Annotated in this window: 16 protein-coding genes; 12 read left to right on the forward strand and 4 right to left on the reverse strand. The window is 38.9% G+C overall.

Annotated elements, in window-relative coordinates; translation table 11 throughout:
- Nucleotides 1–13 precede the first annotated feature (13 nt).
- Genes aroE through ACB089_RS07335 form a run of 6 tightly spaced genes read left to right on the forward strand, consistent with a single transcriptional unit; the run spans nucleotide 14 to nucleotide 3,375 of the window.
- Nucleotides 14–844 (forward strand): shikimate dehydrogenase, encoded by an 831-nt coding sequence (gene aroE, locus ACB089_RS07310; protein ID WP_374965846.1) that lies wholly within the window; start codon nucleotides 14–16, stop codon nucleotides 842–844.
- 5 nt (nucleotides 845–849) lie between these two features.
- Nucleotides 850–1,152 (forward strand): ribosome assembly RNA-binding protein YhbY, encoded by a 303-nt coding sequence (gene yhbY, locus ACB089_RS07315; protein ID WP_374965847.1) that lies wholly within the window; start codon nucleotides 850–852, stop codon nucleotides 1,150–1,152.
- 9 nt (nucleotides 1,153–1,161) lie between these two features.
- Nucleotides 1,162–1,752 carry a nicotinate-nucleotide adenylyltransferase gene (locus ACB089_RS07320; RefSeq protein WP_374965848.1) on the forward strand — a complete coding sequence of 197 codons (591 nt, stop codon included), beginning with the start codon at nucleotides 1,162–1,164 and terminating at the stop codon, nucleotides 1,750–1,752.
- Nucleotides 1,721–2,293, forward strand: coding sequence for a bis(5'-nucleosyl)-tetraphosphatase (symmetrical) YqeK (gene yqeK / locus ACB089_RS07325; protein ID WP_374965849.1), 573 nt, complete (start codon nucleotides 1,721–1,723; stop codon nucleotides 2,291–2,293). Before ACB089_RS07320 ends, yqeK begins: the two co-directional genes overlap by 32 nt.
- On the forward strand, nucleotides 2,290–2,634 hold the full coding sequence (rsfS, locus tag ACB089_RS07330; RefSeq protein ID WP_368635863.1) for a ribosome silencing factor: 345 nt from the start codon (nucleotides 2,290–2,292) through the stop codon (nucleotides 2,632–2,634). The genes yqeK and rsfS overlap by 4 nt, the downstream gene beginning before the upstream one ends.
- Nucleotides 2,635–3,375 carry a class I SAM-dependent DNA methyltransferase gene (locus ACB089_RS07335; protein ID WP_374965850.1) on the forward strand — a complete coding sequence of 247 codons (741 nt, stop codon included), beginning with the start codon at nucleotides 2,635–2,637 and terminating at the stop codon, nucleotides 3,373–3,375.
- Nucleotides 3,376–3,595: 220 nt separating this feature from the next.
- Here ACB089_RS07335 and ACB089_RS07340 read toward each other — a convergent pair whose 3' ends face one another.
- The gene (locus ACB089_RS07340; RefSeq protein WP_374965851.1) at nucleotides 3,596–6,181 is read right to left on the reverse strand and encodes a polynucleotide kinase-phosphatase; all 2,586 of its coding nucleotides are present in this window, start codon (nucleotides 6,179–6,181) and stop codon (nucleotides 3,596–3,598) included.
- Complete coding sequence (locus ACB089_RS07345; protein WP_374965852.1) at nucleotides 6,178–6,444, reverse strand: hypothetical protein; 267 nt, start codon at nucleotides 6,442–6,444, stop codon at nucleotides 6,178–6,180. The genes ACB089_RS07340 and ACB089_RS07345 overlap by 4 nt, the downstream gene beginning before the upstream one ends.
- A 460-nt stretch (nucleotides 6,445–6,904) precedes the next feature.
- On the opposite strand from ACB089_RS07345, the gene ACB089_RS07350 reads away from it, so the two are divergent.
- The 3 genes from ACB089_RS07350 (at nucleotide 6,905) to ACB089_RS07360 (ending at nucleotide 10,535) form a co-directional block, all read left to right on the forward strand.
- Nucleotides 6,905–7,552, forward strand: coding sequence for a helix-hairpin-helix domain-containing protein (locus tag ACB089_RS07350; protein WP_374965853.1), 648 nt, complete (start codon nucleotides 6,905–6,907; stop codon nucleotides 7,550–7,552).
- Nucleotides 7,553–7,677: 125 nt separating this feature from the next.
- Nucleotides 7,678–8,247, forward strand: a complete 570-nt coding sequence (locus ACB089_RS07355) for a ComE operon protein 2 (protein ID WP_374965854.1) — start codon at nucleotides 7,678–7,680, stop codon at nucleotides 8,245–8,247.
- 107 nt (nucleotides 8,248–8,354) lie between these two features.
- Complete coding sequence (locus ACB089_RS07360; RefSeq protein ID WP_374965855.1) at nucleotides 8,355–10,535, forward strand: DNA internalization-related competence protein ComEC/Rec2; 2,181 nt, start codon at nucleotides 8,355–8,357, stop codon at nucleotides 10,533–10,535.
- A gap of 30 nt (nucleotides 10,536–10,565) precedes the next feature.
- Here the strand turns inward: ACB089_RS07360 and ACB089_RS07365 are convergent, their stop codons facing one another.
- The gene (locus ACB089_RS07365; RefSeq protein WP_374965856.1) at nucleotides 10,566–10,703 is read right to left on the reverse strand and encodes a YqzM family protein; all 138 of its coding nucleotides are present in this window, start codon (nucleotides 10,701–10,703) and stop codon (nucleotides 10,566–10,568) included.
- Between the two features lie 164 nt (nucleotides 10,704–10,867).
- On the opposite strand from ACB089_RS07365, the gene holA reads away from it, so the two are divergent.
- Complete coding sequence (gene holA / locus ACB089_RS07370) at nucleotides 10,868–11,878, forward strand: DNA polymerase III subunit delta (protein ID WP_368635872.1); 1,011 nt, start codon at nucleotides 10,868–10,870, stop codon at nucleotides 11,876–11,878.
- 191 nt (nucleotides 11,879–12,069) lie between these two features.
- Here holA and rpsT read toward each other — a convergent pair whose 3' ends face one another.
- The gene (gene rpsT, locus ACB089_RS07375; protein ID WP_068983677.1) at nucleotides 12,070–12,318 is read right to left on the reverse strand and encodes a 30S ribosomal protein S20; all 249 of its coding nucleotides are present in this window, start codon (nucleotides 12,316–12,318) and stop codon (nucleotides 12,070–12,072) included.
- A gap of 162 nt (nucleotides 12,319–12,480) precedes the next feature.
- Between rpsT and gpr the strand changes: the two genes are divergently transcribed.
- On the forward strand, nucleotides 12,481–13,497 hold the full coding sequence (gpr, locus tag ACB089_RS07380; protein WP_374965857.1) for a GPR endopeptidase: 1,017 nt from the start codon (nucleotides 12,481–12,483) through the stop codon (nucleotides 13,495–13,497).
- A 53-nt stretch (nucleotides 13,498–13,550) separates the two neighbouring features.
- A complete protein-coding gene (gene spoIIP / locus ACB089_RS07385; protein WP_374965858.1) occupies nucleotides 13,551–14,399 on the forward strand; it encodes a stage II sporulation protein P in 849 nt (282 codons plus the stop codon).
- Nucleotides 14,400–14,520 lie beyond the last annotated feature (121 nt).

Here is a 14,520-nt window from a genome sequence, read left to right on the forward strand (position 1 = left end):
AAGAGGGAAGAAAATGAAGAAATGGTTTGCGGTTATTGGAGATCCGATTGAGCATTCAAAATCACCAGCCATGCATAATGCTTGGTTTGAGGAAATGTTGATAGATGCTACTTATATTCCTGTGCACGTATCTTCTGAAAACCTAGAGTCGGCAGTTGCGGGCTTGAAAACTTTAGGTGCAAGTGGCTGGAACATTACAATCCCACATAAAACAGCAATCATTCCCTATTTAGATGAGTTAGATGAGTTGGCAGAAAAAATGGGAGCTGTCAATACGGTTGTCCGAACAAAAGAAGGAAAATTAAAAGGCTACAATACAGACGGTGTTGGTTTTGTTCGCTCGCTAGAAGAAGCAGTTGGTAAGTCACATAAAAATAAGCCAGTTCTTCTTATTGGTGCGGGCGGTGCTGCTCGTGGTATTGCATTTGCCATGCAACAGCAAGGTTATACAAATTTAACCATTGCCAACCGTACAGTGGCAAATGCACAAGCCATTGTCGATGAAATGGGTATAGGTACTGCTATTTCTTTAACAGAGGCAGAGGAAACATTAACTGATTTCGGTATTTTAGTGCAAATGACATCGGCTGGACTTGCTACGGGCAATTTTTCAATGCCATTTTCATTAGAAAGACTTGCAAAAGGCGCAATTGTGGCCGATATTGTGTATAATCCATTAATGACGCCTTTTCTACAAGCGGCTGAAGAAAAAGGAGCAACCGTCGTTACGGGTCTTGGAATGTTCGTTCACCAAGGAGCAATTGCTTTTGAGCACTGGCTTAGTGAATACCCAAATACAAATTCAATGATTGCGCATCTGAAGGTGCAATTAGGAGGATATTAATTTTTATGTTAACAGGTAAACAAAAACGTTTTTTACGTGCGGAAGCACATCACTTAACACCGATTTTCCAAGTAGGAAAAAGCGGCGTTAATGACGAGATGACAAAGCAAATTCGAGAAGCATTAGAAGTACGAGAGCTGATTAAGGTACGTATTTTAGATAACTGTGAGGAGGACAAGCATGAAGTGGCAGAGGCACTTGCAAAGGGTGCTCATGCGGAGCTCGTTCAATTAATTGGTCTGACAGTTGTTTTATATAAAGAATCACGTAATCATAAAAAGATTGTATTACCAAAAGCAGCGAAATAAGGTGAGACGATGAAAAAGGTCGGTTTATTGGGAGGCACATTTAATCCACCACATAATGGACATTTAATGATGGCTAATGAAGTACTTCATGCCTTGGATTTAGATGAAGTTCGCTTTATGCCAAATGCGTTACCACCACATAAGTTTGCACGTCATGATGCTAGTGACGTGGAGCGCCTTGAAATGGTAAAGCATGCAATAAGTCCATATCCGCATTTTTCTGTGGAGTCGTATGAGGTAGAGAAGGGTGGCGTATCCTATTCTTATAAGACGCTTACTTCGATGTGTATAAGAGAACCTAATGTGAAATTTTACTTTATCATTGGAGGCGACATGATTGATTCGCTTCATACATGGTACTGTATTGATGAATTAGTGAAGCTTGTGCAATTTGTAGGAGTAAAGCGTCCAGGAACAGAGGCCTTGACAGAGTATCCTATACTAATGGTGGAAGCTCCCCAAATCGATCTATCGTCCACACTGATTCGTGAACGCCTGGCCACTGGAGGAACGGTTACTTTTTTACTGCCTGAAGCGGTAGAGACGTTCATACGAGAGGAAGGTCTTTATGGAACGCGAACAGTACTTAGCGGCGATTAAGCCACGCATACCAGAGAAACGCTATATTCATACCATTGGTGTAATGGAAACCGCCATTGAGCTAGCAAAATTATATGGTGAGGACGAAAAAAAAGCTGAGACAGCAGCCATTCTTCACGATATTGCGAAATATGCAGATATTGAGTGGATGGAGCAAATCGTCCGTGATGAAAAATTAGATGCTCGTCTAATCGGCTGGGGCAGTGAATTACTGCATGGACCAGTAGGTGCATATATTGTAGCAAGTGAATTTGACATTACAGATGAGGATACGTTAAATGCAATTCGTTTTCATACAACAGGACGCGTGGGTATGAGTCGTTTAGAAAAAATAATTTTTGTTGCAGATATGATTGAACCAAATCGTAAATTTGATGGGGTTGAGCGTCTGCGAAAAAAAGCAATGAAAAATTTGGATAAAGCGATGAGTGCTTGTGTGCGCCATACATTGGCATTTTTAATTGACACAAAGCAGCCAATTTATCCATTATCCATAGAATGTTATAACGATACGATGAAAAGAGAGGAAAGTGAAGGATGACTTCAACTTTATTACAAGCAGCTTACAAAGCAATTGACGACAAACACGGTGAGGATATTGTCGTTTTAAATATGCAGGGAATTTCACTTTTAGCGGATTACTTTATTATTTCTCATGGTAATTCAGATCGCCAAGTGCAAGCAATTGCGCGTGAATTACAAGAGGTAGCAGTAAAAGAGGGGTATGAAATTCGTCGTGTAGAAGGCTTCGATGGCGCACGCTGGGTTCTTGTAGACCTTGGAGATGTTGTAGCGCATGTATTCCATAAAGATGAACGTGCTTATTATAACCTTGAACGTCTATGGGGTGACGCACCGCAACTAGACATGCCTGAGGCTTAAGTGAGTAGTTACGAACGATTTGCACACGTGTATGATGAGCTACAAACGGATATTCCTTACAGTCTTTATGTGGAATGGGTTTTGCAGCATGCACCAAGCAGTCAATTCCCAAATCTTTTAGATATCGGTTGTGGTACAGGTGTACTTGGCCTGTTGTTTGCGCAGGCTGGTTATAAGGTGGGTGGAATTGATTTATCTGAAGATATGCTCTCAATTGCCGCTGAGCGCTTTGCTGAGGCTGATTTACAAGTGCCGCTCTATTGTATGTCAATGGATGAATTAGAAGGCTTTGAGGCACTTGACGTTGTAACGATTGCTATTGATTCACTGAATTATGTAGTGGAGGAAAAGGCGGTTTATTCAACGTTACAACGTATTTTTGACGCATTACGTGATGGAGGTCAATTGTTTTTTGACGTGCATTCGTTATTTAAAATGAATGATATTTTTTTAGATGGACCATTTACTTATGACGATGGCGACATTAGCTATGTATGGCATACGGAACCCGGCGATTTTGACCATTCCGTTGTTCATCAAATGACGTTTTATGTGCGAGATGCTGTGAGTGAGCTGTATGAACGCTTTGATGAGGAGCATATCCAGCGCACATTCTCAATTGAGCAATATATGGCATGGCTTCGTGCAATTGGCTTTACACATGTGGAAGTAACGGCAGATTTTACAGATGAAGCCCCTGAATACGAAAGTGAACGCATTTTTATCCGTGCGGTGAAATAGTAAAACAGCTTGTTAGTAGAATAAAACTAACAAGCTGTTTTTGCTTTTTGAGAGCCGAAGCAATGGATAGAACCATCGAAGTGACGGATAGAAAGCCACAGTAACGGATAGATTCATTGAAGCGACGGATAGAATGTCAAAAAGGGAGGTCGGTAGCCAAAACGTTTGAGGAAGCAACACATTTTGCTCACCTCGACTTTTTGATACATGTCCTGCGTTACTAAAGTCTAGGATCGACAGGGTCACTTTCGAGTGCTAGTGTGCCGAGTACACATTCATGAATACGAGCAGTCGATTCACCTTTTACAAAACGTTCTATCCCTTCCAGTCCGAGTGCGAATTCACGCAATGCATGCTTCATTTTTTTACTTGGATTGCGTTCTTTTAGCTTCGTTAAATTTGATGGCTGTAAATAGTCCATACCATAGATGATACGTAAATATTCGCGTCCGCGTACTTTGATAGCAGGCTGAAGTAGTTTTCCCTGATAGTTGGTTACAAAGGTTTCGGGTTTAATAACAATTCCTTCATGACCAGCTGCAGTCATTTCCTCCCACCATGTAATGGCTTCCTGTTCAGAAGCTTCATCTGTAATTACCTTAAATTCTGTTTCAATGAATAGCGCTGAATTTTTTGCAAACAGTCGATTCATTTCCATATGCCATGTATGTGGTTTATGGAAAAAAGTTTCTGAACTATGTGCTAATACATGGAAGGGGGCAATTTGAATAGCTGAAGTATCCTGGACATCCCAACAATAGTTTTGAAAAACGGTTGAAAATCGTTGTGCATTTTCAAGTGACCCCTTATACTCCTGAAGCCATTCTGAAACATCGATATGTGCTGTGTCACGTAGTTTCTCCATAAGCTTTGTACGGTCCATTAATGCTTGATCAGCTACATGTGCATATTGCTGATCGATTAACTGCTGCGCTTTTAAGTTCCAAGGTAAAATTTCCGCATCAAGTAGTACGAAATTTGTATTAAACTGTTCGAAAAAGTTTTTTTCCATTAATTCACAATGGAGTTGTTGAAGAATTTTTTGCTCTGTCTCTTGATCGAAAAAACGTCTTCCTGTTCTAGATGTCATAATGCCAAGTGTTTCTGTATCGATATATTCCTTTGCAATGAGTGAATCTTTAAACAGCAGCAGTACAGCACGACTGCCCATATGTTTTTTCTCGGCAATCATTGTATGGACACCATGCTTTTGATAATAGGCAAACGCCTCTGTAGGATGCTCTAATGTGTCCCCTAAAGCAGATGTTTGAGGAGTTGGGCTCATCGTTGGTGGAATATAAACGAGCTGCTCTAATGGCAATGCATAATGAGAAACAATGTCTATGGCAGCCTTTGCATGAGCACCACCAATTTGTACATTGCCAAAGTATGCAGTTTCCACTGTGAAACCTTCTAAAAATGCACCGATATTTGGCGGATCAAAACGTTGAGCTTTCGCTTCAAGTAGAGGATTCCGTTCAATACCTGCATAGTTTTTATAAGCGTTCACAAACTCAATGGTCTTTTCAGGATAACGAAAGGCAGTTAGCTGACCACCAAAAACAACTCCTTGGTCAATATTCAGCGTATTATTTTGCTTTAAGGGACGTAATTTAGGATCATGTCCCCAGATAATAAGCTGTGATGATTGATGCTCTGTAAACCAATCATTACGAATAGGTTTTCCGGATGGATCTTGTCCCAGTACATCACCATAACGACAAAAATCAGAAATTCTTGCCGATTGTTTGCCTATATAACGGTCACGGATACCAGCATGTGTAACAACAGCGGAAGAAATGCCGTTGTTCATTAATATATAGTGAGACGGAGCGGCCAGTAAACATTTAGCGAGACGAGCTTTAAATTCTTTTGTTTGCTCCACCCCATAAACATTTTCATAATCGATAAATTCAGCTTCAACTAGCTCATCTCCATGATGGAGCGTTACTTTACGTCCATCTAACCAACGAGCGATTTTCCAACCATGATTACTATCGGTCATATAGGCAAGTCCGCGCTCTATATGACGTTCAAAAAAGGCCATCGTTTCAATAGATTTTGGTCCTCGGCTCATAATATCACCAACTGAAACAAAACGTCGACCTTGTGGATGAATATAGTAACCTTCCTTGTTTTCTTCGTAGCCTAGCTTACCCAGTAATTCGATAAATTCATCAAAGCAAGCGTGGATATCTCCAATAACATCAAGCCCAGCATCTACATCTAAGTATAAGGATGACTTCTGTCTTGATAGTGTTAGCTCCTCTGTTTCTTTCACCATATAGGTTTTAGTAAATGCCTCTTTTTTAATCAATCGTTTTTCTGTTTTCAATAGGCGTGCCTGTTGTTTGATACGTTTACTTCCTCTTGGATCTTGGCGTAAAGTATCTCGTTGTAACAATTCTTCAAGAGGAACATCCAATACGATCGCACTTACAGGAACATGTAGTTTCTTCCCAAGCAAGATGTATTTTTGACGTTCTTCTGATTGTAAATGAGTAGCGTCGACAAATGTACACTTATTTAATGTGCATCTAGCCTCTAAGACGCGTTCCATAACAGCGAAGGCTTGTGCAGAGGTAGCGAAATATTCATCATACAATAAATCTGCTACTTCCTTTGAATAGTTTTGAAAATCAATATAATTTGTATCAGCAACAAGTGTGCGATAACTATCAGAGCTAATGATTTCAGAAGGAGAAAGCATACCTACATTAACCCAATGTTGTAAAAGCGTAGATTTCCCACTATTGGATGGACCAATTAGCAGAACAATCCCTGTGTGTGGAACTGTGATGTTCATACACTTACCTCCTTTTTTGTAAAGATGCACATTTGGGTAGGTTGTCCATAAAGATTATGTTCATTACCGATGCCTGTAAATAAAAGCGCATATTGTTCATGGCTATTCATTACATGACACCATTTTTGAAATTGACTCCGTGTCCATTCAAAGCGGTGGTCATCGTGCCGCATTTCATCTAATTCGTATACAGCATTGTATTCAGCATTAGGTGTTGTCACGATTAATGTTTGAGGACTATATTGAGATAACAGTAATGACATTATTTTAGGAAGTCGTTCCTCATGAATATGTTCAATGACTTCACATAAAACGATGACATCTTTATGCTGTAATCGTGCATCATAATAGAAAAGATTCTCCCTTTGCCTGTATTGTTAGCTGCATAGTCTTCCTCCATTCAGTACACAAAGGCATAATGTGTCTTATTTATTGTGGCTCATCACTAAAAGTTGTAGATGACATTTATTAAAACGTATGCTATGTATATAGGTTGATCTTCGTTCCGACTGGGCGACTCCTTGGGGATCAACCACAAGATATGATGATGGGCTATTATTCAAAGCATAACATAATTTTACATCATTATGTCGGTGTCATAAAAGCAAAGGCCAGGGATGTCTTTTTGTCTTAATAGATAAATTATCTTTTCAATGTAAGAATGATATTGTAAGATGAAGGAGACTCCATATGATTACCTTTTGCAAAGAAAGGATGTTATGAATGATCCAATCTTTATGGCAAAAGTACAAAAAAAGTATGTTGCTTCCCGGCATACTTGTAATCGGTGGACTTTGTTACTTCTTTTTTTCGAGTTCTGACTCTTCACCTCCCCAAGAAGAGCTCATCGAAACAATCCAACCTATTGAACAACTAGAAATAAAAGAGCCTGTGGATGAAGCGGTCATACAACAGGTATTTGTTGATATAAAGGGTGCTGTACTGTATCCAGGTGTTTATGAGCTACAGCCCGACCAACGTATTATAGATGCTGTACAGCTTGCAGGTGGCTATACGCAAGATGCTAATACGCAACTTATTAATCATGCCCAAAAAGTTCAGGATGAAATGGTTATTTATATCCCTAGAGAGGGTGAAAAGCTAGACGAAATCACCTCTAATATGTTGACGATGCCTACTAGTGGTACTTCACAAGGTAATAATGGCATGGAGGATCAAAAGGTCAATTTAAATAAAGCGGATGAAGCAGCACTTACGACATTGTCAGGTATTGGTCCATCAAAGGCTCAGAGTATTATTTCCTATCGTGAGGAAAATGGAGGCTTTAAAACAATTGAGGATTTAAAAAAAGTGACCGGTATTGGAGAAAAGACGTATGAAAAACTGAAAGATTCTATTACAGTAAAGTGAGGCGGCACGTTTTGTGATATTGACGACCCTTTTCAAAAAGGGCTACACTATAGTAGAAAATTGACTGTTGCAATGTATGCACAGTTTATAAAAAATTGTCATCGAATTTTTTTGGAGGTAGTCATATGGAGCGAATTACTTGGGATCAATTTTTCATGGCACAAAGCCATTTACTCGCATTACGTAGTACATGTACAAGACTGGCAGTAGGAGCAACCGTCGTTCGGGATAAGCGAATTATTGCAGGTGGCTACAACGGTTCAATTACAGGTGATGAACATTGTATTGAAAAAGGTTGCTATGTTGTTGATAATCATTGTGTGCGTACAGTGCATGCTGAGATGAATGCACTTCTACAATGTGCTAAATATGGTACACCTACAAAAGGTGCAGACTTATATGTTACACATTTCCCGTGTCTACCATGTACGAAATCTATTATTCAAGCAGGTATCGAACGCGTTTATTACGCCACTGATTATAAAAATAATCCTTATGCACAGGAATTATTTGGAAAAGCGGGTGTGGAGGTAGTTCACGTTCCATTTGATGAACGTAAAATCGACTTTTTAAGCGACGACAAATTAGCCTTGTACATAGACATGCTAAACGAGCTTCGTGAATGTGGCATGCCTGCAGAAAAATTGCTCCCATATGAACAGAAGGTGAGTGCATTATTTGGCAAAAAGCTCTAAAGCATAAATGGGTTTACGTAGCACTAGCTGTACTTGTAGCTTCATTAGCGGCACACAAGTCAGCTTGGCTACTCGCTATTCTTCTACTTTTCGCGTTATGGCTTAACTTGAAAGGTGAAACACACTTAATTTCAGCTTTTGTTATGGTTATTGGTTTTCTTTCCTATTTCTTCATTGTTACATTTCAACTGACGGAATCTTCCCCTCTACCGTCAACATTCCAAATAACTTGGTCGAGTGAATATAAAATAAATGGTCAAAAACTCCGAGGTTTTGTAAAAACTGAAACAGGTGAGAAGTTGTATGTCGTCTATACATTTTCATCAGAACAAGAGAAAAGCTTTTATGAAACTACTTCATTGACTGGTAGGACCTATCTAGTTCATGGAGAACTTATAGCACCTCTTCCACCTGCACATGCGTATGCATTTTCTATGGAAAAATATTTGATCAGTAAAGGTGCAAGAGGAATATTTGAAGTTTCAAACTGGACCTTTATAGAAGAGAAAAAATCTATTCGTTCGTTTCTTTCTAAACAGAGACACTCTATGAAAAAACATATTGAAACAACATTCCCGGAGTCACTAGTTGCAGAAGCACAAGCACTTCTAATAGGATCACAGGATCAAGTCGATCATGAGCTTCAAAGAGCCTATCAAAAGCTTGGCATCACACATCTATTTGCTATCTCTGGTCTGCATGTGGCACTTGTCTCATGGTTGTTTTTTGAAGGTCTTCTACGTATAGGCGTACGGAAGGAAATGGCGACTATAGTTTTACTCATCATCTTACCTATCTATGGAGTGCTAGCTGGCGGTGCTCCGTCCGTATGGCGTGCGGTATCTGTCGTAGAATTAATCATGCTGATGCGTTACGCTAGGTGGCAAATATCGATTGATGATGCCCTAGCAATTAGCTTTCTTTGCTTTGTCTTACTAGAACCAGGTGTCATTTATCAGATTGGTTTTCAATTGTCATATTTAGCAACGGTTAGTCTCGTCTATTCTGGCGTCATTTTAAGACTATCCACGAACTGGTTAATCCGTTCATTTCTCATTACATTTGTGTGCCAGCTTCTTGTTTATCCATTATTACTCCATCATTTTTATGAAATTTCTATTTCATCATTTTTGGCAAATATTATTTTCGTACCACTGTTTTCCTTTGTTATTTTGCCCTTAAATATTGCTATGTTTGTCATAACGATTATATCGATGCCAGTAGCAAAGGTTTTATTTGCTGGATACGAGCCGCTTCGTATTTGGCTTACGACATTCATTTTATATGTCCAGGAATTGCCTTTTCAGTTGTGGTCGCCGGGAAAACCTGCTATTTGGCTTATTTGCGTGGCGTTGATAAGTGTGTTAGCGGGCTTCTATTTTATAGAGATCAAGCATTATGGTAAATTTGCAGTTGTGATTTTCATTCCTGCAATCTGTATTCATTTATTGCCGATGTTATTTAATGAAACGAAGCTTACGTTTTTAAACGTTGGTCAAGGTGATTGTACAGTTATTGAATTACCGTTTAGGAGGGCCGTATACGTTATTGATTCAGGAGGCTTACTGCGCTTTGAGCAGGAACTCTGGAAGACTTCAGAAAGCCCGTATGAGGTTGGAAGACAGGTTGTCGTACCGTTTTTAAAAGGAAAAGGGATTCGAGACATTGATATTTTTATCGTCACCCATGCAGACGCTGATCATGTAGAGGGAGCTGAGGAGATTTTGCAGGAGATTAATATGCATGAAATTCATCTCACTCCTGGTTCAATGGATAAACCTATTATGCAAGATTTACTGATGGAAGCGAAGAAGCAAATGGTTCAAGTGAAAGAAAAGATGCATGGTACAACGTGGCGTATAGGAGAGACAAGCTTTCAATATTTATGGCCCCTTGAGACCGTTTATGAGGGGAATAATGATTCAATTGTTTTGTATTTACAACAGGGGGCATTTCGAGCATTGTTAACGGGTGACTTAGAGGAGCATGGTGAACAGGAGATTATTCGTCTTTACAACAAACAATTAGCGGAGATGACATTGTTGAAGGCTGGACACCATGGCAGTAAAACATCAAGTATTGAGCCTTTTGTAGAGCTGTTACGGCCTGAATTAACCATTTTCAGCGCAGGGCTCAATAATCGCTATCGTCATCCGCATGATGAGGTAGTGGAGCGTTTCGCAAGTCGTAATTTACCGACATTAACAACTGGAATAGACGGCACGATTGAGGTGCGAATTCGGGGAAAAACATGGTCAGTGCAAATCGAAAAAGACCTTGTCCAATGAGCAAGGTCCTTTTCAATCGTACATTAATAATTATCTAGCTACGAATTCTACTATAATTGCGATGAAAAACATAATTGCGAAAGCTCCAAATGATACACCGAAACCAACTCCAGAATCGATTGCATCGTTACGGCGACATTGTATGTTTTTTCCTTCAAATGGATTCATTGTTATCCCTCCAATTCTGTTATTTATTATAAGACATCATTTTCATAAAAGCTATATCGAAAAGGAGAATTCGCCGTGTGGCAAGGAATCGACACAATTCGGTCAAAGTCACAAAGGAATTCAAATCATGTATACTAGTAGTATTGCTAGATGGAGGGGAAATTATGATTTCAACGGTTTGGAATAATATCAAAAGAGGAGAGCTTTCACCAGTTTATTTACTCGTTGGTGAGGAAAGCTATTTTATAGATGAAACAGTTAAACGTTTAAAAGAGGCTATAGGACCTGAGGAAGAGATAGAAATGTCAACATTTGATTTAGAAGAAATGCCAGTAGATGTTGTTATGGATGAAGCGGATACAATTCCTTTTTTCTCTGAACGGAAGCTGATTATTGCAAAAAATGCATCTTTTTTAAAGGCAACTGAAAAGGGTAAAGAGAAAATCGACCATGATGTTAAACGCCTTGAGGCATGGCTTGCGAATCCTTCCGATTTTTCAGTAACCGTTTTTATCGCACCTTATGAGAAATTAGACGAGCGTAAAAAAGTGACAAAGCTAATGAAAGAGCATGCATTATTAGTCCAAACTGAAACGCCCAAAGAGCAGGATTTAGCTGTTTGGATTCAAAGTGTTGTTAAAGCAGAGGGTAACAGTATTACGCAAAATGCGATTGAGCAGCTTGTCGCAATGGTTGGGCCGAATATGTTACAGTTGCAAATGGAAATTGAGAAGCTAACTCTCTATTTAGGTGATGGAGGCGAAATTACTGCTACGTTAGTTGAGGATTTAGTGGCAAAAACATTGGAGCAGGATGCCTTTAAAATGTTAAATGCTTATTTTGCGAATGATTCAGTAGGGGCATTGTCTATTTATCACGATTTACTACGTCAAAAGCAAGAGCCCATCATGCTTGTTGGATTGCTTGCATCCAATGTTCGTACGATGTCTAATGTGTTTTATTTATTAAAAAAAGGCTACCATCCACAGCAAATTGCCAAAAATTTAAAAGTACATCCTTATCGTGTCAAATTGATGGTTGAGCAGCGTAATCGTCCATCAGAGGAAAGTTTACTGAAGGCGTTGTATCAGCTAGCAAAGGTCGATTTACAGCTGAAAACAGCGGGTGGCAATCGTGAGCGTTATTTAGAACTCTTTTTACTGCGTCAATTTTAATAAGAAATCAACTTTTGGTGAGCTGTCCTAAGCAATATGGGCAGCTCTTTATCTTTATACAGTTAGCACAATCAAAATCAAGACGCATGTTGTGCGATAGCGCAGCACAGCAATTAAGGTCATAATTAATGCTCTTTGAAAAATAAAAAGATCAGCTACTCTGAATAGAGTATACTGATCCTTTATAACAATTACGCTTTTTTAGCAAGGCGAGACTTTTTACGAGCCGCCGCGTTTTTGTGAATAAGTCCTTTTGAAGCTGCTTTATCTAAAGATTTGAAAGCTGCTTGTAAAAGTTCTTGTGCGTTCTCAGCATTAGCAGCAACAGCGTTTTCAGCTTTTTTCACTGTAGTACGCATTGCAGATTTAGCTTGAGTGTTAGCAGCGTTAGCTTTTTCGTTAACTTTTACGCGTTTAATCGCAGATTTAATGTTTGGCATATGTTTCACCTCCTAAAATAGGTACGAGATGATATCTTCTCATTGATTTCTTGTGTCAATACAACAAAAATCATTTTAACAAACGCTAGGCTAAATTGCAATAGATAAATGCAAAGAATATTTACTTGACAGTTTGAACAAACTACTTTTGAGGTGAACTGTATGCAAAATTTAAATTGGCAACGTACGGATTTAATTGATGAGTCGGAAGAAGTTGTTTTACATCAAACGAATGAGCAAAAGGAAACGCTTGAAGAGAAAAGCGGTGTCCAAATTGAAGATCGGAATACTGGTCGGGTAAAAATCACTGATGTGCTCGTTAATGCAGAAGGTGAGAAGCAGATTGGTAAGAAGAAAGGGCAGTACATTACACTTTCCGTACCTACTTTGACGCTTGATGATCAGGATGGATTTGAACAGCTGGAGAAAGAGTTGCTTGTAAGTTTTAATAAAATGCATGAAGCAATGTCGTGGAATGAGGACGACAAAATTTTAATTATTGGTCTAGGTAATCGTACCATTACACCCGATGCTATAGGACCGTATCTTATTGATCATTTGCATAGTTTAGATGTAATTGATGAAAAATTTGTCATGTATGCGCCTGGTGTAACAGGACAAACAGGATATGAAACTGGTGATTTTGTTGCGGCATTGGCTGAACGACTGAAGCCAAAATTAATTATTGTCGTAGACGCACTTGCAACAAGGGCTAGTGATCGTTTATGTAAAACAATTCAATTAACGAATACAGGGATACATCCTGGTTCAGGCGTAGGAAATCAGCGTAAGGAAATTTCATATGAGATGCTTGGCATTCCTGTTACCGCAATTGGTATCCCAACAGTAGTTGATGCACCTGTATTAATTGCAGATGCTGTAGAGTTCATGCTACGTTCTTTAGCGGCACGAGTTGCAGAACGGAGCAAGCCTTCATCAAAATTGTCATTATCATCTTGGCAACCAGATATAAATAAAGAGCTTGATATGTCTTTAATAAAACCAATTTTTGGTGAATGGGCTACCTGGACAAAAGAAGAACGTCAGCAATTGTTTGCTGAAACATTTGCAGGCTCGCATACACAGCTGATGGTTACGCCAAAGGAAGCCGATTACTGGATAGATAAATATGCTAAAATCGTATCATCTATGCTTATGAAATGGGCAAATAATCTGTAATTTTTTTTCGTTCTAAAAGCCACATCCCCTCCATACGATAAGGGGAGGAGGGTGTGACTTTGCTAAAAAAACTACAGTGGTCATTTGGTTTATTATTGTTCTTCTTCGTATTACCTGTCATTGCTGGGCAACTTCCGTTCAACAAGCAAGCATCGACTCCGATTAAACAACCAGAGGATCAACCAGTCGTGTATGCCGCTACTAATTTAACTGAACAAAGTGTGCTCGAGGAGACAAAAGAAGAGACAAAAGAGGAGACAAAAGATCCATTTAAAGTATTATTATTATTTACGCATTCACAAGAATCATATCAACCGATGGTAAAAGCTGTTAGCGGGAAAGCGGCCAATTATGATGAAAAGACAAATATTTATAATTTACAAGATGCAATTTCCAAGCATTTTAGCATGAACGGTATACAGACGGATGTATTAGAGGTTGATGTTATGAAGGAACTGAAACTTAAGGGAAAAAGTTTTCCGGATTCATACAATACTGTGCGTCCGTATTTATCAAAACGTTTACAAGAGCAGTCCTATGACTTAGTTATTGATTTGCATCGAGATGCTGCTAAGAAAAATACAACAACGATTACACATAACTACGAATCCTATGCACGGATTGCCATTGTCGTAGGTGCAGAGCATACGAATTATCGTTGGAATACTGCTTATGCAGAAAGTTTATCTGCTTCTATGAATGAAATTGTGCCAAAGATCTCTAGAGGTGTTATCTCTAAAAGTGGAGACAATGTAGATGGGCGCTATAATCAGGATTTAACAAAAGAAATGATTTTAATCGAATTAGGTGGAATTGATAATACAGAAGAAGAATTGAATCGTTCAATTGCCGTAATAGGAAAAGCCATTGCAAAATCCTTTATTACAGAAAAACAAGAATAGTAGGTCTCTTATTTTAAAACTAGTAAAAGATTACTATAATTTATATAGTGGAATTGGCAAAAAGATGGACTGCTTATGATGACCATCTTTTTGCCCATTTTTTTTACAAATGTCATCCCGA

This window comes from Lysinibacillus sp. RS10, from assembly GCF_041956855.1.
GTDB lineage: Bacteria > Bacillota > Bacilli > Bacillales_A > Planococcaceae > Lysinibacillus > Lysinibacillus xylanilyticus_A.

Bases quoted from the DNA above. Each gene is read 5' to 3' on its own strand.
- ACB089_RS07340 (WP_374965851.1), bottom strand. From the start codon at position 6,181: ATGAACATCACAGTTCCACACACAGGGATTGTTCTGCTAATTGGTCCA.
- ACB089_RS07345 (WP_374965852.1), bottom strand. From the start codon at position 6,444: ATGTCATTACTGTTATCTCAATATAGTCCTCAAACATTAATCGTGACA.
- holA (WP_368635872.1), top strand. From the start codon at position 10,868: ATGATTTCAACGGTTTGGAATAATATCAAAAGAGGAGAGCTTTCACCA.
- yhbY (WP_374965847.1), top strand. From the start codon at position 850: ATGTTAACAGGTAAACAAAAACGTTTTTTACGTGCGGAAGCACATCAC.
- gpr (WP_374965857.1), top strand. From the start codon at position 12,481: ATGCAAAATTTAAATTGGCAACGTACGGATTTAATTGATGAGTCGGAA.
- ACB089_RS07365 (WP_374965856.1), bottom strand. From the start codon at position 10,703: ATGAATCCATTTGAAGGAAAAAACATACAATGTCGCCGTAACGATGCA.
- aroE (WP_374965846.1), top strand. From the start codon at position 14: ATGAAGAAATGGTTTGCGGTTATTGGAGATCCGATTGAGCATTCAAAA.
- ACB089_RS07355 (WP_374965854.1), top strand. From the start codon at position 7,678: ATGGAGCGAATTACTTGGGATCAATTTTTCATGGCACAAAGCCATTTA.
- yqeK (WP_374965849.1), top strand. From the start codon at position 1,721: ATGGAACGCGAACAGTACTTAGCGGCGATTAAGCCACGCATACCAGAG.
- rpsT (WP_068983677.1), bottom strand. From the start codon at position 12,318: ATGCCAAACATTAAATCTGCGATTAAACGCGTAAAAGTTAACGAAAAA.
- ACB089_RS07320 (WP_374965848.1), top strand. From the start codon at position 1,162: ATGAAAAAGGTCGGTTTATTGGGAGGCACATTTAATCCACCACATAAT.
- rsfS (WP_368635863.1), top strand. From the start codon at position 2,290: ATGACTTCAACTTTATTACAAGCAGCTTACAAAGCAATTGACGACAAA.
- ACB089_RS07350 (WP_374965853.1), top strand. From the start codon at position 6,905: ATGATCCAATCTTTATGGCAAAAGTACAAAAAAAGTATGTTGCTTCCC.